Origin of the sequence: Kitasatospora sp. NPDC097605, from assembly GCF_040302725.1 — a bacterium.
Classification (GTDB): Bacteria; Actinomycetota; Actinomycetes; order Streptomycetales; family Streptomycetaceae; genus Kitasatospora.
Genome location: NZ_JBEOSF010000020.1, coordinates 63836 through 83788, shown reverse-complemented (window position 1 = coordinate 83788; position 19953 = coordinate 63836). Strand labels below are relative to the sequence as shown.

Genomic DNA, 19953 nt, shown 5'->3' with positions numbered 1-19953 from the left:
GGCGGCCCGACGACCCGGGGGGTGAGCCGATGCGCACGGCCGTGGAACTCCTGCTCTGGTGGGGCCTGTTGCTCCTGCTCTCCATGGTGCTGATCAGCTCGGTGAGCGTCCTGGAGGTCGCCGTCGGCGGCGGCATCGCCGCCATCGGGGCGCTCGGCGCCGTCGCCGCCCGCCGGGCCTCGGGCGCCGCGCTCGGCGGAGCGGCCGGCTGGGCCCGGGCGCTGTGGGCGTTCCCCGTCACCCTGCTCGCCGACACCGGCCGGCTGGCCGTCCTCGTCCTGCGCACACTGCGCGGCCCCCGCCGGCCTCCGGAGGGCGGCGGCTTCCGCACCGTCCGCCTCGCCCCCGGCACCGGCGCCGCCTGGGCCGGTGCGCTGCTCTCCGCCACCCCCGGCGGCTACGTCGTCGAGGCCCGCGACGGCGTGCTCACCGTGCACACGCTGGACGGCTCCGTCCCCGCGCTGCAGCGGGCGCTGACCGGCGGCCCCCGGTGAACGCCTGGCTGCTGGCGGCCGCCGTGCTGGCGGTGGGCGGCCTCGGCCCCTGTCTGCCGGTCGGCCTGCGCGGCTCGCCGGAACAGCGGGTCGCCGCCCTCGACCTCGCCGGGACCATCGCCTCGGCCGTCCTGCTGCTGCTCGCCCAGGGCTTCTCCCGTACCTCCTACACCGACCTCGCCGTGGACCTCGCCGTCCTCGCCCCGGCCGGGACCCTCGTCTTCACCCGTCTGCTGGCCGGCAGGGAGCCCCGATGACCCGTCACACCCTCGCTCTGGTGCTGCTGTGCGCCGGCGCCGCCGCGCTGCTGCTGGCCGCCGTCGGCCTCGCCGTGCTGCCCGGCCCCTACCTGCGGCTGCACGCCCTCTCCCCCGCCGGGACGCTCGGCGCGCCGCTGGTCGCCCTCGCCCTCGCGGTGGAGACCGGACCCGGCCGGGCCGCCGCGAAACTCCTGTTCACCGGTCTGCTGCTGGCCGCCGGCGGCACCGTCACCACGATGGCGGTCGGCCGGGCGACCCGCCGGGCGGCCCAGGAGGCCGGCCGGTGACCAACACCCTGATCGTGGTCGCGCTGCTGCTCACCGCCGTCACCGCCACCGCCGCCGCGCTCACCCGCGACCCGGCCCGGCAGGCCGTCGTGCTCGCCCTGCTCGGGCTCTCCCTCACCCTGCTGTTCACCGTCCTCCAGGCACCCGACGTGGCGCTCTCCCAGCTCGGTGTGGGCAGCGCCGTCACCCCGCTGCTGATCCTGCTCACCGTGCGCCGGATCCGGCGCCGGGCGCACTCCGAGGACGACCCGGACGGCCGGGGGTGAGCGCGGCCGCCCGGCTGCGGCTGTTCCTCTTCGGCGCGGCCGTCCTGGCCGCCGCGCTGATCGCCGCCGCGACCGGCCTGCCGGCCTTCGGCGGGCCCGACCACCCCTACGGGGACCGGGCGGTGGCGGCCGGACTCGCCCGCCGGACCGCGAACATCGTCTCCTCCGTCAACTTCGACCAGCGGGCCTTCGACACCCTCGGCGAGGAGTCCATCCTGTTCGCCTCGGTGCTCGGGGCCGCCATGCTGCTGCGCCTCGCCCGCGACGAGCACCGCGGCCGGCCCGCCGCCGAGTCCGTGCTGCCCACCACCCGGCTGTTCGGCGCCGGGCTGCTCCCGGTCGCCCTGGTGTTCGGCGGATACCTCGTCGCGCACGGCCAGTTGAGCCCCGGCGGCGGCTTCCAGGGCGGCGTGGTGCTGGCCACCGCGCTGCACCTGGCGTACGTCGCCGCCGACTACCGGGCACTGCGCCGGATCCGCCCGCTGGCCGTGCTGGACGTCGCCGACGCGCTGGCGGCCGGCGCGTTCGCCGCGCTCGGCCTGGTCGGGCTCGCCGCCGGCGCCGGATACCTGGCCAACACCCTGCCGCTCGGCACCTTCAACCAGCTGTCCTCGGGCGGACTCGTGCCGGTCGTCAACGCCGTGGTCGGGGTGGAGGTCGCCTCGGGCGTGATCGTCGTGCTGGCGCACTTCCTCGACCAGGCGGTGGAGGTCGTGCCGGACCACGCCGGAGGGCGGGACTGATGGGCGTGCTGCCCTACCTGGTGGCCGGGTGGATCCTGCTGGCCGGCCTCTACGGCCTGGTCACCAGCCGCGACCTGGTGCAGGCGGTCGGCTGCCTGGCCGTCGCCCAGTCGTCCACCTATGTGCTGCTGCTCGCGGTCGGCTACCGGCACGGCGCCACCGCGCCGGTCTTCGCCGACCTGCCGCCCGGCTCCCCGGTGGTGGACCCGGTGGTCCAGGCCCTGGCGCTGACCGACATCGTGGTCGGCGCCACCGTCACCGCGCTGCTGCTCGCCCTGGTGGTCCAACTGCGCAAGCGGCACGGCACGGTGGACCCGGCGGCGCTCACCGGGCTGCGGGGGTAGCCGGTGCCCGCCACCGCCGACCTGCCACCGCTCGCCGTCGCCGTCCCGCTGCTCGGCGCCGCCGTGCTGGCGGTCGCCGGCCGGTGGCTGCCGCGCACCGCCCTGGACGCGCTGGCCACCTCCTGCGCCGCCGCCGACGTGCTCGTCCTGGCCGCGCTCTGGGCGCGCACCCCGCCCGAGGGCCGGGTGGTGTCCTGGCTCGGCGGCTGGACACCCGACGGCGGGCACAGCGTCGGCGTCGTGCTGGTCGCCGACCGGCTCGGCGGCGGGCTCGCACTGCTCGCCGCCGTCCTGGTGCTCGCCGTGCTCTGCTACGCCTGGCGGTACTTCGAGGAGCCGGCGGGCCGGCACCGCGGGGTGTTCCCGGCGCTGCTGCTGCTCTTCGAGGCCGGGATGTGCGGCTTCGCGCTCACCGGCGACCTGTTCGACGCCTTCGTCTTCTTCGAGCTGATGGGCGCCGTCGCGTACGCGCTGACCGGCTACCGGATCGAGGACCCGCGCCCGCTGCAGGGGGCGATCGCCTTCGGCGTGGTCAACTCGCTGGCGGCGTACTGCTCGCTGCTCGGGATCGGCCTGCTGTACGCCCGCACCGGGGAGCTCGGCCTGGCCCAGCTCGGCGAGGCGCTGGACCGGCGGGCGGCCGCCGGGGGCGGCGGGCCGGACGCGCTGCTGCTCGGCGCGTTCGTGCTGGTGCTGGCGGGGCCCCTGGTCAAGGCGGCGACCGCGCCGTTCCACTTCTGGCTGCCGGACGCCCACGCGGTCGCACCGAGCCCGGTCTGCATGCTGCTCTCCGGGGTGATGGTGGAGCTCGGCGTCTACGGGGTGGCCCGGATCCACCGGGTGGTGTTCGCCGGACCGGGCGGGCTGCCCGACGACGCCGTGCGGGACACCCTGCTCGCCGTCGGGGTGGTGACCGCGCTGGTCGGCGCGGTGATGTGCTGGCAGCAGCGCCACCTCAAACGGCTGCTGGCGTTCTCCACGGTCGGGCACGTCGGCCTGTTCCTGGTCGGCGCGGCACTGCTGACGCCGGCCGGGCTGACCGGCTCGGCGGTGTACCTGGCCGGGCACGCCGGGGCCAAGGCCGCGCTGTTCGGCCTCACCGGTGTGCTGCTCGACCGCTACGGCTCGGTGGACGAGCACGGGCTGCACGGCCGGGCCCGCGAACTGCGCCTGCCCGGGCTGCTGTTCGGCGCCGGCGCGCTCGCCCTGGCGGGCCTGCCGCCGTTCGGCACCGGGCTCGGCAAGGCGCTCGCCGAGGAGGCCGCCGGGGAGCGGGCGGGCTGGCTGCCGGTGGTGTTCGTGCTGGTCTCGGCGGTCACCGGCGGCGCGGTGCTGCGGGCCGCGCTGCGGGTGTTCGGCGGCGTCGGCGCCCGGCCGTCGGAGCATCCCGAGGAGGCCGACACCAGCGGCGAGGGCGAGGAGCCCGAGATCCGCGGGCCCGGCCGGCGGCTGCCCGCCCCGATGATCGCCGTCCCCGCCCTGCTGCTGCTCGGCTGCCTGGCGGTCGGCGCCGTCCCGGGCGTGGCCCGGGCCCTCGCCGAGGCGGCCACCGCCTTCACCGACCGCCCCGGCTACCTCGCCGACACCCTCCGGACCGGCCCCGCCCCCGCCGCTCCCGGCCCCGTGCCCGAGGCGGCCTGGACGACGGCCGGTGTCCTGCTCGGCCTGCTCTCCGCCCTCCTCGCCGTCGCCCTCGCCACCGCCGCCGTCCGCCGCCACCCCCACCGCGGCCCCGGCCGCCTCCACCGGGCCACCGTCCTGCCGCTGCGCCGCCTGCACTCCGGTCTGCTGGGCGACTACGTGGCCTGGCTGACCTTCGGCCTGGCGGCCCTGGTCGTGGCCCTCGCCGCCCGACTGTGACCGGGCGCCCGGGCGCCTGTCCTATCCGGGGCCGCCCGGGGTCAGGAAGGCCCGCAGGCGTTCGCCGAGGGAGCGTTCCGGCGGGGGCAGGTGGTCGGCCGGACGGGCGGTCGGGAGCTGGTGGCGGGGGCGGCCGGTGGAGCGGGCCTTGGTGGCACGGGCGCGGTCGCCCAGCGCGCGCAGTTCCTCCGGGGTGGCGACGGCGCGCAGGGCGGGGAACAGGCGGGCCTCCTCCTCCCCCGCGTGCCGGGTCACCTCCTCGGTCACCCGGGCCATCAGGCGGTCGAAGCCGTTGGAGCCGGGATCGGTCAGCCGCAGCTCCTCCAGCAGCGCCTCCACGGCCCGGTGGTCGGCGAGTTCCTCCGCCACCACCTCGGGGCCGTCGGCCAGCCGCTCGCGGGCCAGCGGGTAGAGGTGCTGCTCCTCGGCGACGGTGTGCCGGACCAGCTGGTCGACGAGCACGGCGGCCAGCTCGCCACGGGCCGGGTCGCCGAGCGGCATGCCCTTCATCTCGCTGAAGTGGGTGAGCACCGCCCGGTGGTCGGCGGTGAGCTCCTCCAGCAGGTCTGCGTCATGGTGCATGACGGCCTCCTTCCACGACGGGCCCGGCCGGCCGCTCCGGTGGCCCGCACGGGCGGCTACCCGGGCCGGACGCCGGCACGCATGGACCGCGCCGGGCCGGGCACACGCCCGGTCCGGCCGAAGAACCGACCATGCTCCGACCACGGAAGGCGGTACCCCGTGCTCGTCCTCGCTCTCGTCCTGCTGCTGGCGCTGGTCCTCGGCGGCGTGGGCTTCGCCGTCCACGCCCTGTGGTGGCTCGCGCTGCTCGTCCTCGTCCTGCGGCTGCTCGGCTTCGTGTTCCGGGCCGGCGGCCGCGCCGGCGGAAGCCGGTGGTACCGATGGTGACCCGCCCGCGGACGGCCCTGGAGCGCGAGCGCGCGGCCCATGAGCCGGACGGCGAACGGCCGGTCGGCGGCTACCTGACCGTGATGGCCGCCTACCTGGGCGGCGTCGGCGCCCTCGCAGCGCTCGCCCACCGGAGCGGGCGGGCGCTGCCCCGGGCCGTAGCCCGACAGCACCACCGCGACGTCGTCGGGGGGACGGGGCGCGGCGGCGGGCGTCATGGCGGGGCTTCTCCCGGCTCGGGGGTGTGCGGTTCGGCGGTGTGCGGCTGGACGGCGGTGGGCTACGTCGTGGCGGGAGCGCTGTCGCCGCCGGCCCGGACCGCGGTGCCGAACGGCCACGCCTCGATGTCCCGGTAGCGGATCGGCCCGGGCCCGCGCCCGGTGTTGCTGCCGACCAGGTGGAGCCGCTCGGCCCGCCACGGCCGGCCGGCGAACCCGGCGAGCCCCGCCGCCGCCGGCGGGACGCTGACGGTGTCGTCCCGGCGGGCCCGCGCCAGCGTCAGGTGGGGGCGCAGCGGGCGCTCGGCGAACTCGATCCCGCAGGACCGGACCAGTGCCCGGACATCGGCGGCGAGCACGTGCAGTCCTTCGAGGTCCCCGCCGATCCCGCTCCACAGCAGTCGCTCGTCGAAGTGGCCGCCCCCGCGCAGGGCCAGCCGCAGGGCGGGGTGCGAGGCCGCCCGCCCGGCCAGCACCGTCCGCAGCGGCGGCACGGCGGTGGCGGGCAGCTCGCCGAGGAAGGCCAGCGTGATGTGCCAGTCCTCGATCCGGTTCCACCGCAGGCGCGGATACGCGGCGTAGGCGGGCTCCAAGGCCCGGGCCAGCTCGTCCTTGGCGTCGTCGGGCGGGGCCAGCGCCACGAAGACGCGCAGGGTCGGGGGTCCGGGGTGATCGTCCACCAGAGATTTCTAGCACCCCGGTCCGCCCGTCCGGAGCCCGCCCGTCCCGGTGACGCCCGGGGCGGCCCGCCCGGCGTGCCCGGTCACGCGGGCGCGCGCCCGCGATCGTCGGGATGTGTCACGTCGCACCGGGTACCGCGACGCAACGCCGTGCTCCGCTACGTTTCGTCATGTTCCGTCACGAGGAGGTCCGATGAGCATCCCCGGTCCCGAGCCCCGCCCTGACGGCGGGGAGGCCGCCATCGCCCGGGCGGGCGGACTGCACCTCTACCAGCTGCGGCTGCACGAGGAGTACGGTCCCGTCGTACGGTTCCAGCTGCCCGGGGCCGGGACGGCCGTGTCAATCGCCGATCCGGTGCTGCTGGAGGCCACGGTCCAGCTGGACGAGCGGCCCGGGCCGCTGTTCTCCTTCCTGGACCCGCTGTTCGAGGCGGGCAACCTCCAGGTGCTCCCGGCCGACGAGCACGCCCCGTGGCGCCGCCTGCTGCTCGGAGTCCTGGCCGGACGGCCCTCCCACGAACGGCACTTCGGCCGCTTCACGGCGCTGGCGACCGAACTCGCCGACCGGTGGGCCGCCCTGCCCGCCGGCGGGCCCGTCGCGCTCCAGCGGGACCTGACCGGACTCTCCCTGCGGATGATCTGCGGCTACGCCCTGGGCGGTGACCTCAAGGATCCCGAGGACGTGGTCGAGGCCTTCGGGACGGTCCTCGGCGACCGGCTGGAACGCCTCTACCGGTTGCCCTCCGACCGGACGCCGGAGGAGCGCGCCGAACGCACCGCCCGGGCGCTCGCCCGCCTGCGGGCGACGGTCGACCGGGTGATCGCCGCCCACGGCCCGGCCGGGGACGGCGAACGTGACGGCCGTGCCGGCCACGGTGACCGCAGCGACCTGATCGGCGCCCTCGTCGCGGCCGGCACGCCCCCCGCGAGGATCCGCGACACCGTCCTCGCAACCATGCTGGCCGCCCACCACACCACGGGGGTGGCCGTCTCCTGGGCCCTGCACCTGCTGGCCGGCCACCCCGGGGCGACCGCACGCGTCACCGGCGAACTCGACCGCGTCCTCGGCGACCGCGCGGCACCCGACTACGCCGACCTGCACCGGCTGCGGTACCTGGACATGGTCCTGCGCGAGTCGCTGCGCCGCTGTCCGCCGGGCCCGTACGGCGCCCGGCTGGCCACCCGGCCGCTGACCGTCGGCGGGTACCGGCTCCCGGCCGGGACGGTGGTCTTCTACCCGTTCTGGGCCGTCCACCTGAACCCCGCCCACTGGCCCGAGCCGGAGCGCTTCCGCCCCGAGCGGTTCTCCCCGGAGGAGTCCGCCGGGCGCCCTCGGCTGGCCTGGATCCCGTTCGGGTTCGGTTCCCGCGCCTGTGAGGGGGCGAGCCTGGCCATGGTGGAGGCCGGACTGCTGCTGGCCGTCCTGCTCAAGCGCTTCCGCTTCCGGCCCGAGCCGGGCCACCGGGTGGTGCCGGTGGAGCGGTTCGTCCTGTGGGCCGCCGACGACATCCGCATGCTGGTGACCCCGCGCGACGGCGACCGGGAGACCGGGGAGCGGCCGTGAGCGGCGCCGGGGCGACGGACGAGGCTCCGACGGACCGGCTCCGGCGGACCGTGGAACTCGTCCGCGAGGTCGTGGGACCGGAGCTGCCGGGCCGTGCTCGGGGGCCTCGCCCCGGCCAGTGACGTGGACGTCCTGGCCGTCACCCGGCGCAGCGTCGACCAGGGGCGGCGGCGGACGCTCGTCGACGGCCTGTCGGGGATCTCCGGCCTCACCCCGGCGGTCCGGGCCGGGCGGTTCCGGTGGAGGGGCAGCCGCGTCCGCGGACGCGGACGATGCCGTCGGGGTCGGGGAGGACGGCGGTGGGCAGGATGCGGGCGTCGTCGGAGAGGACGGCCAGCCGGCGGACACCGGCGAGGGCGGCGGCCGTGTCCTCCGCGTCCTCCGGGTCGATCCAGCAGGCGGCGAGCCGGCCGTCGGCGTGCTCGCGCAGGACGTAGTGGCTGCCGGCCGGGTCGAGCGCGCCGAGGACGGCGTCCGGGTCCGCCGTGAAGGGGTCCGGCCGGACGTCCAGCCGGGAGCGCGGCGCGAGGCGGCCGCGCACGGCGTCCACGGTGCCGGGGGTGAGCCAGTGCCAGCGCGCGGTGTTGGCGGCGAAGCGTTCCTCCAACAGGTGGGCCTGCCCCGCCGCGACCGCGCGCCGCAGCCGTGCCCAGTACGCCTCGTCGGCCGGCGGTTCCGGTGCGCTTCCGTCGGGTTCGGGCGCGTACGGGGAGGCGGCGAGCGGTTCCGGGAACAGCCCCAGCTCCCGCGCGCGGTCCACTCCGGGGCCGGTCGGCCCGGCGGTGCCGATGTACATGTACTGGTCCCAGCCGACGTGCACGAAGAAGCGGTCCGCCGCCTCCAGCAGGCACCACGCGCCGTCGCCCCGCAGCATCGCCCGGACCAGTTCGACCGCGGTGGCGAGGTCCACCTCGGCGCCGTCGTGGAAGTCGGCCGGTTCGGCGAACAGGCCGACGAGGTCGTGGGCGGCCGGATCCGGGCCGGCGTCGAAGTGACCGCTGCCGGAGAGCTCCGGGTCACGGACGGTCAGCCGCTCCACCCCGGCCGCCCGCGCGAAGGCGGCAACGGTCGCCAAGTACGCGGCCTCGACCGGCCCCTCGTCGCAGTCGGAGTCCAGTGGCCCCACGTAGCAGCCGTCCCCGTCGCGGTCGGCGGGGTCGTACTTGGTGACGCGGTGGACTCCGATCTCGGGCACCGGAACACCCTACGGTGGCTCGACCAGGTGGAACAGGCCGCCCTCCGTGTCGTGGAGGGCGGCCACCCGGCCGTAGGGGGTGGCGGCGGGCGGCCGGACGACGGCGCCGCCCAGCCGCACGGCGCGGGCCGTCGCTCCGTCGACGTCCGGGACCTCGAAGTGGACGTGCCAGCCGGGCGGCGGAAGCGGCTCGGCGGGGCCCTCCGCGCCGCCGTCGCGCAGGGCGGCGGCGGCACGGCCGTCGACCCGCAGCACCACCCGGTCGTGCTCGTAGCGCACCTCGTACCGGTCCCGGTCGCGGTCGGCCCAGTCGAAGACCCGGGCGTAGAAGAGGGCGGCGGCGAACGCGTCGCGGGTGCGCAGCTCGGTCCAGACCGGTGCGCCCGGTCCGCACGGCCGCCCCGGCGGGCGGGCCCGGCCCTGCCAGAGGCCGAAGGCGGCGTTCTGGGAGTCGGCGCCCAGCAGCATCCGGCCGCCGTCGACGGCGAGCGGGCCGACCGCCACGGTGCCACCGCCGGAGCGGATCCGCTCGGCGGCGGCGTCCGCGTCCTCGGTGCCGAAGTAGGTGGTCCACCCCGCCGGCAGCTGCCGGCCGGCGGCCGTCCCGGCGAGACCCGCCACCACCGTGCCGTCGGCGGTGCCGTGCAGGTACGGCCCCCAGGAGCTGGGCACCGGGCGGAAGGTCCAGCCGAGCAGGGGCCCGTAGAAGGCGGTGGCGGCCGCCAGGTCCCGGCTGAGCAGGCTCACCCAGCAGGGCACGGCCGGCACGCAGCACGGCGGCTCGGCCACGGCGGCACGCTCGGTGCCGTTCCGGAGCACGGCTCAGCCCTCCAGGGCGTCCGCCACGCGGTGGAGGACACCGGCACCGGACGGGCGGCGCGGCGCCGTCTCGCGCACCGCCCGCATCCGCTCGCCCATGAGCTGCAGTTCCTTGCGGCCGAGGGCGGCCCGCACCCGGGGGAACCAGGTGCCCTCCTCCTCCTGGATGTGCCGCTCGACGGCGTCCATCAGCACCTCCGTCTTGGCGTCGAACTCCTCGTCCGTCGGCCCCATCCGGCTGAGCTCCTCGCAGAGCAGGCCGGCGACGTGGTGCTCCTCGTGGGCGCGCCGCATCTCGCCGGCGAGTTCGGGGACGGCCTCCCGCACCCTCGGGTAGAGGAGTTCGTCCTCCAGGTAGGTGTGCACGGTCAGCGCCTCGACGATCCGCTCGACCGCCTCGCGCCGGGCCGTCTCCCCGCCGGAACCGTCCCCGCCCGACCCGTCCGACCCGTCCGACCGGTCCGGCAGGCCCCGGTACGCCCGGAAGAGCCGCCGCACTTCCTTGTGGTCCTCCCGCAGCAGGACGATCGCATCGTTCGACATGGCCGCGCTCCTCCGTCTCGACCGGCCCTCCCGGCAGCACGGCGTGTCCCCGGGCCGCCCGGCGGCAAACGCCGCACGGCGGCCGCACGGGCGGTTGGGGCGGCGCACCGCGGGCAGGCGCCCGGCACGTCCCGGCTCCGGAACGAGCGCCGGGACGGCCAGTCGGACGGGGGGAAACGCCTGCGGGGTCCCCATGGAGCTGATCGACGACCTGGAGCTGCTGACCGCCGTCGCCACCGGCGACCTCGACGTCTACCTGCGCTACTCGCGGGGCCCCGGGGCGGACGCCGCGGGCAGCCTGGACCACGAGGCCGACGTGCCGCTGCCCGGTCTGTCCGTCACCCCGCTGCGGCCGGAGCCCTGGTGGCCGCGGCCGGCCGCCGACTGGGTGGCCCGCCGGGTGTTCAGCTACGCGCACCTCGCGGAGAAGCGCTCCGACCGGCGGCCGTGGATCCTCACCGGCCGGGTGGCCGGCACCGGCCCGGACCACGAGCCGCTGATCGCGGACCCGCTGCCGCTCGCCTGGCTGGGCCCGAGGCTGCTCGCCCAGGCCGCCGAGCGCTACCGGGAGCGCTTCGCGCCCGGCCGCGACTCCGCGGACCGCTCCTCGTAGAGCTCGGCCGCCACGGCGCGGTTGAAGCGGGCCGCAGCGGGCAGACGCCGGGGTCGCCCGACATCCGGCGGGAGTCGCCCGACCTCCCGCACCCGCCCGCACGGAGGCACCATGAACGGCCCGGAAGGCCTCCTGTGTGAACTGTCCACCGCCCACCGCGCGACGGAGGCCCTGCTGCGCCGGCTCGACGCCGTGCACGCGCGGGGTGAGCACGCCGTCACGGACGGGCGCCGGCTGCTGGCCGAGCTCAGCCGTCTCCTCGACGAGCACCTGACCGCCGAGGAGACCTACTTCTACCCCCTGGTCCGCCACCACCTGCCGGCCGGGCAGGCGCTCGCGGACGCCGCCGCCCACACCCACACCACGGTGCGGCGGCTGCTGGCGCGGGCGATGGACGAACGGCTGCCGGCCGCCGACCGCACCCACTGCACCGGCTCCCTGCTGGTCGTCCTGCGCGCCCACCTGGACGGCGAGAACGAGCGCCTCTTCCCGCTGGTCCGCGCGGCCGTCCCGGCGGCGGAGCTGCGGCGCTGCGCCGACCGCCTGGCCGAGGCCCGGCGGAGCGGTCCGGGCTCCCCCGTGTGGGGGCTGCCGCCCGGCACTGGGGCGATCGCCTCCGTGCGCGACCGGTTCACCGGGCACGACAGCGCCGACCGGCCGCACTCGCCGTGACCGGCGGCGACACCCGGTGGACGGCACGTCAGATCCGTTTCGACCGGCGCCCGGCGGCAACCCGCAGGGGTATGGCGTACTTCGACAGCACCGTGACGACCGTCCCGGGCCCCCGCCCGGCGGGTGGATCCGCGACACGGCCCGGTGCCTGGCTGTTCCTCCGCGAGCCGCACCGCGCGGCGGCGGAGGGCGCGCGGACCGGCGCCGTCCTGTTCGGCCGGGACGGCACGCTGATCCAGGACGTCTCCTGCAACGGCGACCCCGGCGCGGTCCATCCACTGGCCGGCGTCCGGGCCGCGCTCGCCGCCCTGCGGGCGGCCGGCTTCGCGGTCGGCGTGCTGAGCACGCAGCCCGGCGTCGCCCGCTGCGTGCTGCGGCGCGAGCAGGTCGAGGCGGTGCAGGCCCGTACCGAGCTGCTGCTCGGGCCGGTCGACGTGTGGGCGGTCTGCCCGCACGGACCGCACGACGGCTGCGACTGCCGCCCGCCGACGACCGGCCTGGTGACCGCCGCCTGGCGCGCGCTCGCCCTGCCGCCGTCCCTCGTCACGGTGGTGGCCCATGGCGACCCGCTGATCGAGGCCGCCCTGACCGCCGGCGCCCGCGCCGTCCGCGTCCCGGACAGCGCCCGCCCCCCGGCCGACCCGTGCCCACCGTGCGTCCCCGCCGTCTGCCGCACCGCCACCGGCCCCGAACACGCCGCCGACCTCCTGCTGCACGGCTGACACCCCGACAGCACCGCCGGCCGGCCCGGGGACCCGCAGCAACCCGCCGACCGAGGCACCCCCGGCTACCGCCGCCCGCACCGCTCGTGCCCCGGACAGCGACAGCATCCGGCCTCCGGCCGACCCGTGCAGGCCGTCGGGCGGAGGGGGCACCGTCGACGGGGCCACCGGCCCGCCGCCGGGGCCCGTGTCGAGCAGCCGATCCGAGGCCGCATCGGGTGAACGGCAGCCGTAGCGGGCCGGCACCCGGGTCCTTTGCGACCAGCCGGGAGAGCCGATGCACGGCGCCGGACCGGGGCAGCGCCCGCCCCTCCGGTGGGCGAGGGCGGCGAGGGCACCGACATTGCCCAGGCCGGTGGCCATCACGGTCAGGCTGTTCGCCGTCCGGCTCGTTGGCCGCGCGCTCGCACCACGCGGGTGACCGCCCACCGCCGCCGCCCGCGCCGCTCGTGGTCCGGACGGCGTCCGCCCCCGGCCGACGGCCTCTTCGGTGCCGTCGGCCGGGGACGGGTGGTGGGCCGTCAGCTGGGAACGGGGCGGCGGAGGGCGGCGTCGATGCCCTGGGTGAACGGGCCGAGGTCGCCCGGGTTGCGGGAGGTGACCAGGGGCCAGCCGCCGGTGTCGTCCTCCACCAGCGGCTCGTCCGTCCACTCGGCGCCCGCGTTGGTGAGGTCGGTGCGCAGCGACGCGTACGAGGTCAGCCGCTTGCCGTCGGCGACACCGGCCTCGGCGAGCAGCCAGGGGCCGTGGCAGATGGCGGCGACGGCCCGGCCGGTGCCGGCGAAGGCGCGCACCAGGCCGACGGCCTCCTCCTGGAGCCGGAGGGTGTCGGCGTTGACGGTGCCGCCGGGGATCAGCAGCAGGTCGTAGTCGGCGGCGTCGACCTGGCCGAGGGTGTGGGTGGGGCGGACCGTCTCACCGGGGTCCTTGTCCCCGACGAGGGTCTGGATGTCGTCCTCCGAGACGGCGGCGATGTCGACCCGGACGCCGTCGTCGCGCAGGTGGCGCAGCGGGACGAGGAGTTCGTCCTGCTCGACGCCGTAGTTGGTGACGATCACCAGGGCCTTGCTCTCGCGGGTCATGCTCTCCTCCTGGTCGGCGGGCTCCCGGGGCGGGAGGCGGTGGGCAGGGCTCGATGGCCCCCGGACGCGGGCGGGTACCCGGGACGGCGCCCGGTATGCACAGCCGGCCGAGTGGCTCGGGACGGCGGATCGCGGTGGACTACGGGTGTGGCCGGCCGCGGCGCCGGGGAGCCGCAGGCCACCGGCGGGCACGGGGCCCGTCCGGAGTCGAGGGAGGCAGTGGTGAGTGCCAGACGACGCTCGTGGGCCGTCAGTGTGAACCAGGCGGCCGGGCGGCCGGACGGGGAGCCCGATCCGCGACGCGAGGGCGCGGACCCGGAGGAGGAACCGGAGCCGGTCCCGGCGGGGGACGAGACGGACGACGGTGCCGAACCGCCCGCCGCCGACCGGGCGGCGCCGTGACGGCGCAGCCGTCCGCTCAGTCCCCCGCGCCGTCGGCGCCGGTGTTCCCGTAGCGGGCGCGCCATTCGCGGGCGCGGGCGTTGTGCCAGTCCACCCCGCGCTGCGCCTGGTGCTCGGAGAGTCCGCTGAGCGCGGCGACCATTGTGAGCGGTACCGGCTCGTCGTACTCGGCGAGGGTGCGGCAGACCTTGGCGGCCCACTGCTCCTCGTGGACGAACGGGCGGTTGCGGTAGACGTCGATCAGCGCGGCGAGGTGCTCGGGCGAGCAGGCGGTGACGACCCGCCTGCCGTCGAGTCCGGGGTCGGAGACGTGGACGGCGGAGGAGTCCGGGACGAGCGCGCCGAGCAGGTCCACGTCGAGGACCGCCTGGCCGCAGTGGTCGCACAGGTCGTACTCGGCCGCGTCGTGCGCGCCGGGCCCGCTGTCCGCCGGGGGTTCGTAGTGCTCCACGTCCGGCGCCTACCCGGCGGACGCCGGGGCAACCGTCTCCCGGTATCGACGGGCGGGGCCGGGGTAGGCGCGCGGTGGGCCGGCGTCGGCGCCGGCCCACGACCGCCGAAGTCCGAGACCGGGAGGACACCATGACCGAGTCAGCGCGGGAACGGCCGCTGCACGACATGGGCGGCGCGACCGGGCCGGCCGACACCGCCGGCACGCGCCGGCCCCGCCCCGGAACGGAGGCCGGCAGGGAGACGGAACGGCGGCCGGCGCCGATCGGCAAGGGCGGCACGCCGAACGTGGCCGGCAGCGACGAGCAGCAGCCGGAGATCGCCGAGGGCCCCGCACCGGGCGTCGTGCCCGGCGAGGACCACGCCCGCGCCGAGCACCGGGCCCCGTCGGCCGTCGACCCGCCGCCCCGGGACGGGCCGGGCTACGAGACGCCCGGAGAGGCCCCGGTGTGGGAGCCGGAGACCGGGCCGCGCAGCCACGACCCCGCCGCCGAGCCGGAGGACGAGGGCGTCCCGGACCTCCAGGACGGCTCGCCGTCGCAGCAGTGGTCGAACGACCCTCAGGTGCAGGCCGTTCCGGTGGACGCGCCGGTGGCCGCCGAGTCCTTCGGCACCACCGGGGCCGAGCAGGCGGCCGGCGAGTCGCTGGACGCCCGGCTGGCGCAGGAGGAGCCCGAGGCGGACCAGCTGGCCGGTTCCCCGGAACCCGCCGCCGGGCGGCTCGACCCGCTGGACCCGCGCAGCGACCTGCGCGCCGCCGCGCCGGGCGACACGGCCGGGCTGTCGGCCGAGGAGGAGTCGGTGCGGATTCGGCGCATCGGCACGGAGGGTGACGAAACGGCGGGGCGCGGCGCCGAGGACCGCACCGAATGGCCGGGCATCGAGACCCCGGAGGAGGTCGAGGGTGCCGAGGGACCGGAGGACGCCGAGGGCGACGTCCCCGGAATCGGCTGAGCCCGGCACGGAACGGCCCCGGACCCCGTCGTTCGACGGGGTCCGGGGCCGCTGGCCGCGCGAGGGGATCAGCCCGGGCTGATCCGGCCCCGCCAGCCTCCTTCCGCCCGGCCCCGTTCCTCGATGAAGTCCTTGAACCGCCGCAGGTCGCCCTTGACCCGCCGGTCGACCATGCCCAGGGCGGCACCGGCCTTCTCGGCCATCCCCTCGGGCCGGAAGTCGATGGCCAGGCTGACCCGGGTGTGCGCGGCGTCGATCCGCTGGAAGCTGACGACGCCCTTCTGGTCCACGTCGCCGTCGACGGTCCGCCAGGCGATCCGCTCGTCCGGCAGCTGGTCGACGATCTCGGTGTCGAACTCGCGGGTGACCCCGCCGATGCTGGTCCGCCAGTGGTTGTGGCGGTCGTCCAGCTGGGTCACCGCGTCGACGCCCTCCATGAACCGGGGGAACTCCTCGAACAGCGTCCACTGGTCGTACGCGGCGTGCAGCGGCACGTCGACGTCGACCGACTCCTTGACCATGCTCATCCGGTGCCTCCCGCTGCTGGGTGCGGCCGGGCCCTTCCCGGCCTCGACCGCGCGCCTGCCCCGGTCCCGCGCCGGTAACCACCCCGGTCGGCGAAGAACCGTCCCAGTGGGTGCCACCCGGTGGCCGACCGGCGCCGCCCGGGATTGCATGGGAATCCCCGATCCCCTGCTCCGGGAGGCAGTCGTGTACGAGATGTGGGCCGAGTCCGATCCGGCGGTGGAGCCGTCGGGCCTGGTGTGGCACGTGGTGTCGAAGGACGACGCGTCGACGGCGCTCTGCGGGCAGCTGCTGGAGCTGTCCCGCCGCGTCGTCCCGAACGGCATTGAGGGGCCGGCCGGGGTGCCGGACCGCTACTGCGATCCGTGCCTGGTCTCGGTGCGCGAGACGATGGCGGCGGCCGCCCGCTGACGCACGACGGGGCGTGCGCCGCTCGGCGCGCGCCCCCTGCCGCGGGTCAGCGCTGGTCCGGGGCCGTACGGACGGGCGGGCGGTCACGGTCGGTCAGGTGGCGGGCGACCGTGCCGAGGTCGGTGTCCAGCCGCTGGGCCGCCCGGGCGAGCAGCATCAGCGCGGTGTGCGGGGCCACCCCGTAGCGCTCCATCCCCACGCCCATCGCCCGGCCCGTGGCGTGCCGCCGGTCCAGCAGGTCGGCCACCGTCCGGGCCGGCGCGGAGCGGTCCAGGGCGATCGACGACCGGAGCGCGAGCGCCGCGACCAGCCGCAGCACCGGCGCCCCGGGCTCCTCCGGGGAGAGCAGACAGGCACTGAAGCCCGTGCACCCGTGGGTCCGCAGGTGCGCCGCGACCACGGTGCGGATACCGCAGCGGCGGGCGCGGCCGGTGAACCGCCCCGGGCGTCCGGCTTCGATCCGCACCACGACCTGGCCCTCCCCCTGGACGCGGATAGCGGGAACCGGGCTGTACACGGGGATCAGGTTGTACGCGGGAGCCCGGGCGCCGCCGGGTGCGGGGAGCCGGTTCAGCCCACGAGCAGGACGGCCGGCGTCACCCGGCCCTCGACCAGCGACCGGGCGGCGTCCGCGACGCCGGTGCCGCTGCGCCGGGCGTGGCTGCGGAGCACCTGGAAGGCGACGTCCATGTCGAGGCCGCCCGCCTCGGCGAGGATGCCCTTCGCCTGTTCGATCGTGGTCCGGTCGGCCAGCGCGGCGGTGATCTCCTCGGCGGCGGTCATCCGACGGCCGTGCCGGCGGTGCAGCAGAGCGATCACCGCGAGGTCGGCGAGCGCCTGGACGAGTTCCGGGACGTCCCCGCCCGGCTCGGCGGTCGCCCGGCCGTCGAAGAGGTTGAGCGCGCCGACGGTCCGGCCGTCCAGGCGCAGCGGCACCGCCCGCACCGCGCGGAAGCCGGCCTCCAGCGCCGCCGGGGCGAACCTCGGCCAGCGCCCGCCGGCCTCGCGCAGGTCCGGGACGACGACCTCGTCGCCGATGCGGTGGCAGTCCAGGCAGGGGCCTTCGCCGATGGCGATCTGCAGGGTCTCCAGCCGGCGGACCCGCTCGCTGGAGTAGGCGATGTCGCGCAGTTCGCCGGCACGGTCGGCGACGACCAGCCCGGCGCCCGCCACACCGCTGAGGGTCATGCACACCTCGGTGAGCCGGTGCAGGAACTCGACCGTGTCGTAGTCGGGCCCGACCAGCGTGCCGGTGAGGCCCGCGAACGCCTCGGCCGCCCGGGCCTCGCGCGTCATGACCGCCTTCCTTTCCCCCATGGGCCAGGCTACGCCCGCGTGGTGTCCGAGGTCATCAGTCATCGGTCCTCCTCCGTGAAGCGCAGCTCGCGCCGCACCACCTGGCGCGCGATCTCGTCGATCTCCTCGTCGCGCGCGAAGGCGTGGGCACGCAGCCGGTCGAGGGCCTCGCCGGCCCGTACGCCCAGCTGCACCATGATCATGCCGACCGCCTGGTCCACCTCCACGCCGTTGAGCGGGGTGTCGTCCAGCCACGGCCGCGCCGTCGCACTGTCCGGCGCCGCGACGAAGGAGCCGACGAGGGCGAGGGTGACGGTGGTGGCGGCGACCTGGATGTCGGCGATCTCCGACAGCTCCGGCATCCCGGGAGCGGCCCGGTGGAGGCTGAGCACGCCGATGCAGGAGGCGCCCAGGTGCAGCGGGAAGGCGTGCACCCGGCGCAGCCCGCGGGCCTCGGCGCCCTGGGCGCCGAGCGTCGTGGCCAGCACCGGCCAGCGTTCCTCCTCGGGGGCGAACAGGTCGGGGACGAGCACCGGGCGGCGCAGCCGGAAGGCGTCCACGCCCGGGCCCTCGCCGAGCGCGAACTGGCGCTCCTCCAGCCGCCGGGCGTTCTCGTCGCTCGCCCAGACGCCGGCGCGGTGGCCGGTGTCGGCCATCAGGGTGATCGCGGCGGCGTCCATGGCCAGCGCCTCGACGCAGGCGCCGCAGAGCCGTTCGGGCAGCGCGGGCCGGCCCGGACCGTTGACGGCCTCGGCCATGATCTGAGCGATGCGCGTCAGATCGGCCATCTCCTGCCTCGTTCTTCGTCGTCTCCCGCCGGGGCGGGTCTCCGCCGCCGGACCGGCGGGGCGCGGCGGCCGGCCGCGTCCGGTGATCACGGGGGCCACCGTGATCACCGCAGTATAGGACGGCCGCCCCCGGGCGACCGGTCCTCCGCGACGGCACAGCGCCTACCCCGGATCGGCCGGGGCACACCGGTCCGGGGCGGGCGGCGGATCACGGTCCGACGGGTTTGGCCGTGCGCCGGTCGGCTAGCCGCCGGGTATGGACACTTCCTCCCATGACTCCGATGGCTCCCTTGCCTCCCGGGCCTTCCATGACTCCCCCCAGGGCGGGCCGTGCTCCCGGCGGCTGCGCGACGCCCTGGACGCACCGGCCGACTGGCGTTTCCTGGACCGCCTCGCCGCACCGCTCGCCGACGCGCTGAACGGGCTGCCGCTCGGCCGCTCGCGCGATCTGCTGCACGGCGTCTGGCTCGGCCACCCGCTGCACCCGGCGCTGGTCCAGCTGCCGATCGGCTGCTGGATCTCGGCGGAACTCCTGGACAGCCTGCCCGGCAACCGCCGGGCGGCGGGCGTCCTGGTCGCCGCCGGGCTGGCGACGGCCGGGCCCGCCGCCGTGGCGGGCTGGGCGGACTGGGCCTCTCTGGACCCGCCGCGGCGGCGCACCGGCCTGGTGCACGCCGCCGCCAACACCACCGGTGTCCTGCTGTTCGCCGCCTCGCTGCTGGCCCGCTGCCGCCACCGGCCGCTGCGGGGCCGGCTGCTCGGCCTGGCCGGTCTGACCGCCGTGTCGGTCGGCGGCGTGCTCGGCGGCCAGCTCTCCTACCGGCAGGCGGCCGGCCCCAACCGGGCGGCGGCCGTGCACCGGCTGGCGCCCCCGGACTGGATCGGGGTGGGGCCGGTCGAGGACTTCCCGCCGGGCGAACCGGTCCGGCGCACGGTCGACGGGCTGGCGGTGGTCGTGGTGCACGACACGGAGGACCGCTGGCACGTCCTCGCCGAGCGCTGCGCCCACCTGTCCGGCCCGCTGGCCGAGGGCACCGTGGTGGACGGGTGCCTGCGCTGCCCGTGGCACGGGAGCGAGTTCCGCCTGCGCGACGGCGAGGTCGTCCGCGGCCCGGCCACCGCCCCGCAGCCGGTCCTCCAGGCGCGGGCGCTCTCCGGGCACCTGGAGATCCGCCTCCCGGGCGCGGGCTGACCCGGCCGGACCGGACCCGGGCGGACCGGGGAACCGTGCCCGCCCTCCCGTCCTCGGGCGGTTCCATCCGACCACGTCCACGGTCACGTCCGCCGCCCGGCCGTACCGACCGCCCACACGGCGACCTGTGCGGCCGACGGGGCCGGTGGCCGCCCGCCATCCCTGGCCCGGACGGCCTGCCTCGCCGCCCTCGCCCCGGCCGCCGACCGGCGGAGAGCGCTCACCCCGGCGCGGACCCGCCCGGTGCGGTCCGGCCGGGTCGGCCCGCGATCCGGCGCCGCCCCCCGACCGGCCGCGCCGGGGTAGAGGCCTGGCGCCCGCCGTAGCCCCACACCGACCGGTGGTCCCACCACCTCCCGGGCCCCGACCTCACCGGGCTACCGAACAGCTCCGGCGCCTACCCCGGGCGGGTGCAGACGCACTACGAGCCGGACGCCGAACCGCTCCCCGCGCCGCCCTGATGCCGGCCGCACGGGCCGCTCCTTCAGCGGTGGCCCCCGACCCGCCGACAACGCGCGGCCGCCGAGATCGCAGGCCGCTCCCGGGTAGATACCCGACCCCTTGCCCGCCGTAGCCCGCCACCTCCCGGGCCCGGAGTTCGCCGCGCTCCCGCACAGCTCCGGCGGCCGCCCCGGGCGGGTGCAGACGCACTGCGAGCCGGACG

The 19953-nt window shown here is 77.2% G+C and carries 28 protein-coding genes; 17 read left to right on the top strand and 11 right to left on the bottom strand.

Translation table 11 applies throughout. The annotated features are described in order from the left end of the window. Positions 1 to 29 precede the first annotated feature (29 nt). From ABTX81_RS23015 to ABTX81_RS22985, 7 genes are read left to right on the top strand one after another with little or no spacing between them, the layout of a single operon-like run. Positions 30 to 494, top strand: coding sequence for a hypothetical protein (locus ABTX81_RS23015; RefSeq protein ID WP_350548646.1), 465 nt, complete (start codon positions 30 to 32; stop codon positions 492 to 494). Further along, positions 491 to 751, top strand: coding sequence for a monovalent cation/H+ antiporter complex subunit F (locus ABTX81_RS23010; protein ID WP_350548644.1), 261 nt, complete (start codon positions 491 to 493; stop codon positions 749 to 751). The genes ABTX81_RS23015 and ABTX81_RS23010 overlap by 4 nt, the downstream gene beginning before the upstream one ends. Then, entirely contained in the window at positions 748 to 1041 is a 294-nt protein-coding gene (locus ABTX81_RS23005) for a monovalent cation/H(+) antiporter subunit G (RefSeq protein ID WP_350548642.1), read from the top strand. Before ABTX81_RS23010 ends, ABTX81_RS23005 begins: the two co-directional genes overlap by 4 nt. Next, the gene (locus ABTX81_RS23000) at positions 1038 to 1307 is read left to right on the top strand and encodes a Na(+)/H(+) antiporter subunit B (RefSeq protein ID WP_350548640.1); all 270 of its coding nucleotides are present in this window, start codon (positions 1038 to 1040) and stop codon (positions 1305 to 1307) included. The genes ABTX81_RS23005 and ABTX81_RS23000 overlap by 4 nt, the downstream gene beginning before the upstream one ends. Continuing rightward, on the top strand, positions 1304 to 2050 hold the full coding sequence (locus ABTX81_RS22995; protein WP_350548638.1) for an MnhB domain-containing protein: 747 nt from the start codon (positions 1304 to 1306) through the stop codon (positions 2048 to 2050). The genes ABTX81_RS23000 and ABTX81_RS22995 overlap by 4 nt, the downstream gene beginning before the upstream one ends. After that, complete coding sequence (locus tag ABTX81_RS22990; protein WP_350548636.1) at positions 2050 to 2394, top strand: sodium:proton antiporter; 345 nt, start codon at positions 2050 to 2052, stop codon at positions 2392 to 2394. Before ABTX81_RS22995 ends, ABTX81_RS22990 begins: the two co-directional genes overlap by 1 nt. A gap of 3 nt (positions 2395 to 2397) precedes the next feature. Continuing rightward, the gene (locus ABTX81_RS22985; protein ID WP_350548634.1) at positions 2398 to 4254 is read left to right on the top strand and encodes a complex I subunit 5 family protein; all 1857 of its coding nucleotides are present in this window, start codon (positions 2398 to 2400) and stop codon (positions 4252 to 4254) included. A gap of 21 nt (positions 4255 to 4275) precedes the next feature. Here ABTX81_RS22985 and ABTX81_RS22980 read toward each other — a convergent pair whose 3' ends face one another. Beyond that, the gene (locus tag ABTX81_RS22980; protein ID WP_350548632.1) at positions 4276 to 4836 is read right to left on the bottom strand and encodes a hemerythrin domain-containing protein; all 561 of its coding nucleotides are present in this window, start codon (positions 4834 to 4836) and stop codon (positions 4276 to 4278) included. Between the two features lie 159 nt (positions 4837 to 4995). Between ABTX81_RS22980 and ABTX81_RS22975 the strand changes: the two genes are divergently transcribed. Then, positions 4996 to 5163, top strand: a complete 168-nt coding sequence (locus tag ABTX81_RS22975) for a hydrophobic protein (protein ID WP_350548630.1) — start codon at positions 4996 to 4998, stop codon at positions 5161 to 5163. Continuing rightward, the gene (locus ABTX81_RS22970; RefSeq protein WP_350548628.1) at positions 5157 to 5519 is read left to right on the top strand and encodes a hypothetical protein; all 363 of its coding nucleotides are present in this window, start codon (positions 5157 to 5159) and stop codon (positions 5517 to 5519) included. Before ABTX81_RS22975 ends, ABTX81_RS22970 begins: the two co-directional genes overlap by 7 nt. Here the strand turns inward: ABTX81_RS22970 and thpR are convergent. Beyond that, positions 5444 to 6061: an RNA 2',3'-cyclic phosphodiesterase gene (thpR, locus tag ABTX81_RS22965; protein ID WP_350548626.1), complete on the bottom strand. Its 618-nt coding sequence runs from the start codon at positions 6059 to 6061 to the stop codon at positions 5444 to 5446. The genes ABTX81_RS22970 and thpR overlap by 76 nt on opposite strands. 193 nt (positions 6062 to 6254) lie before the next feature. On the opposite strand from thpR, the gene ABTX81_RS22960 reads away from it, so the two are divergent. Next, on the top strand, positions 6255 to 7625 hold the full coding sequence (locus ABTX81_RS22960; protein ID WP_350548624.1) for a cytochrome P450: 1371 nt from the start codon (positions 6255 to 6257) through the stop codon (positions 7623 to 7625). 208 nt (positions 7626 to 7833) lie between these two features. On the opposite strand, the gene ABTX81_RS22955 is transcribed toward ABTX81_RS22960, so the two are convergent. The 3 genes from ABTX81_RS22955 to ABTX81_RS22945 are packed head-to-tail and all read right to left on the bottom strand — an operon-like array spanning position 7834 to position 10182. Continuing rightward, positions 7834 to 8820, bottom strand: coding sequence for an RNA-binding protein (locus ABTX81_RS22955; protein ID WP_350548622.1), 987 nt, complete (start codon positions 8818 to 8820; stop codon positions 7834 to 7836). A gap of 9 nt (positions 8821 to 8829) precedes the next feature. After that, positions 8830 to 9609: a VOC family protein gene (locus ABTX81_RS22950; RefSeq protein ID WP_350548620.1), complete on the bottom strand. Its 780-nt coding sequence runs from the start codon at positions 9607 to 9609 to the stop codon at positions 8830 to 8832. 33 nt (positions 9610 to 9642) lie between these two features. Further along, the gene (locus ABTX81_RS22945) at positions 9643 to 10182 is read right to left on the bottom strand and encodes a hemerythrin domain-containing protein (protein ID WP_350548618.1); all 540 of its coding nucleotides are present in this window, start codon (positions 10180 to 10182) and stop codon (positions 9643 to 9645) included. Positions 10183 to 10375: 193 nt separating this feature from the next. Between ABTX81_RS22945 and ABTX81_RS22940 the strand changes: the two genes are divergently transcribed. The 3 genes from ABTX81_RS22940 to ABTX81_RS22930 all read left to right on the top strand — a co-directional run bounded on the left by ABTX81_RS22940 (position 10376) and on the right by ABTX81_RS22930 (position 12189). Continuing rightward, positions 10376 to 10795, top strand: coding sequence for a DUF6098 family protein (locus ABTX81_RS22940; RefSeq protein WP_350548616.1), 420 nt, complete (start codon positions 10376 to 10378; stop codon positions 10793 to 10795). 111 nt (positions 10796 to 10906) lie between these two features. Further along, a complete protein-coding gene (locus tag ABTX81_RS22935) occupies positions 10907 to 11467 on the top strand; it encodes a hemerythrin domain-containing protein (RefSeq protein WP_350548614.1) in 561 nt (186 codons plus the stop codon). Between the two features lie 71 nt (positions 11468 to 11538). Beyond that, on the top strand, positions 11539 to 12189 hold the full coding sequence (locus tag ABTX81_RS22930; protein WP_350548612.1) for an HAD-IIIA family hydrolase: 651 nt from the start codon (positions 11539 to 11541) through the stop codon (positions 12187 to 12189). 521 nt (positions 12190 to 12710) lie between these two features. Here the strand turns inward: ABTX81_RS22930 and ABTX81_RS22925 are convergent. Beyond that, positions 12711 to 13271 carry a type 1 glutamine amidotransferase domain-containing protein gene (locus ABTX81_RS22925; RefSeq protein ID WP_350548610.1) on the bottom strand — a complete coding sequence of 187 codons (561 nt, stop codon included), beginning with the start codon at positions 13269 to 13271 and terminating at the stop codon, positions 12711 to 12713. Between the two features lie 222 nt (positions 13272 to 13493). On the opposite strand from ABTX81_RS22925, the gene ABTX81_RS22920 reads away from it, so the two are divergent. Next, positions 13494 to 13673 (top strand): hypothetical protein, encoded by a 180-nt coding sequence (locus tag ABTX81_RS22920; RefSeq protein WP_350548608.1) that lies wholly within the window; start codon positions 13494 to 13496, stop codon positions 13671 to 13673. Between the two features lie 16 nt (positions 13674 to 13689). Here the strand turns inward: ABTX81_RS22920 and ABTX81_RS22915 are convergent, their stop codons facing one another. Further along, complete coding sequence (locus ABTX81_RS22915; RefSeq protein ID WP_350548606.1) at positions 13690 to 14124, bottom strand: hypothetical protein; 435 nt, start codon at positions 14122 to 14124, stop codon at positions 13690 to 13692. Positions 14125 to 14255: 131 nt separating this feature from the next. On the opposite strand from ABTX81_RS22915, the gene ABTX81_RS22910 reads away from it, so the two are divergent. Further along, positions 14256 to 15077, top strand: a complete 822-nt coding sequence (locus ABTX81_RS22910; protein WP_350548604.1) for a hypothetical protein — start codon at positions 14256 to 14258, stop codon at positions 15075 to 15077. Between the two features lie 68 nt (positions 15078 to 15145). Here ABTX81_RS22910 and ABTX81_RS22905 read toward each other — a convergent pair whose 3' ends face one another. Continuing rightward, the gene (locus ABTX81_RS22905) at positions 15146 to 15604 is read right to left on the bottom strand and encodes an SRPBCC family protein (RefSeq protein ID WP_350548602.1); all 459 of its coding nucleotides are present in this window, start codon (positions 15602 to 15604) and stop codon (positions 15146 to 15148) included. Between the two features lie 184 nt (positions 15605 to 15788). Between ABTX81_RS22905 and ABTX81_RS22900 the strand changes: the two genes are divergently transcribed. After that, positions 15789 to 16013, top strand: coding sequence for a hypothetical protein (locus tag ABTX81_RS22900; protein WP_350548600.1), 225 nt, complete (start codon positions 15789 to 15791; stop codon positions 16011 to 16013). Positions 16014 to 16059: 46 nt separating this feature from the next. On the opposite strand, the gene ABTX81_RS22895 is transcribed toward ABTX81_RS22900, so the two are convergent. The 3 genes from ABTX81_RS22895 to ABTX81_RS22885 are packed head-to-tail and all read right to left on the bottom strand — an operon-like array spanning position 16060 to position 18097. Continuing rightward, the gene (locus tag ABTX81_RS22895; protein ID WP_350548598.1) at positions 16060 to 16530 is read right to left on the bottom strand and encodes an ANTAR domain-containing protein; all 471 of its coding nucleotides are present in this window, start codon (positions 16528 to 16530) and stop codon (positions 16060 to 16062) included. A gap of 53 nt (positions 16531 to 16583) precedes the next feature. Further along, positions 16584 to 17309 carry a GAF and ANTAR domain-containing protein gene (locus ABTX81_RS22890; RefSeq protein ID WP_350548596.1) on the bottom strand — a complete coding sequence of 242 codons (726 nt, stop codon included), beginning with the start codon at positions 17307 to 17309 and terminating at the stop codon, positions 16584 to 16586. Positions 17310 to 17368: 59 nt separating this feature from the next. Further along, positions 17369 to 18097: a GAF and ANTAR domain-containing protein gene (locus tag ABTX81_RS22885; protein ID WP_350548594.1), complete on the bottom strand. Its 729-nt coding sequence runs from the start codon at positions 18095 to 18097 to the stop codon at positions 17369 to 17371. Positions 18098 to 18353: 256 nt separating this feature from the next. Here ABTX81_RS22885 and ABTX81_RS22880 point away from each other — a divergent pair, with 256 nt between their 5' ends. Next, the gene (locus ABTX81_RS22880; protein ID WP_350548592.1) at positions 18354 to 19289 is read left to right on the top strand and encodes a Rieske (2Fe-2S) protein; all 936 of its coding nucleotides are present in this window, start codon (positions 18354 to 18356) and stop codon (positions 19287 to 19289) included. Positions 19290 to 19953: the final 664 nt, after the last annotated feature.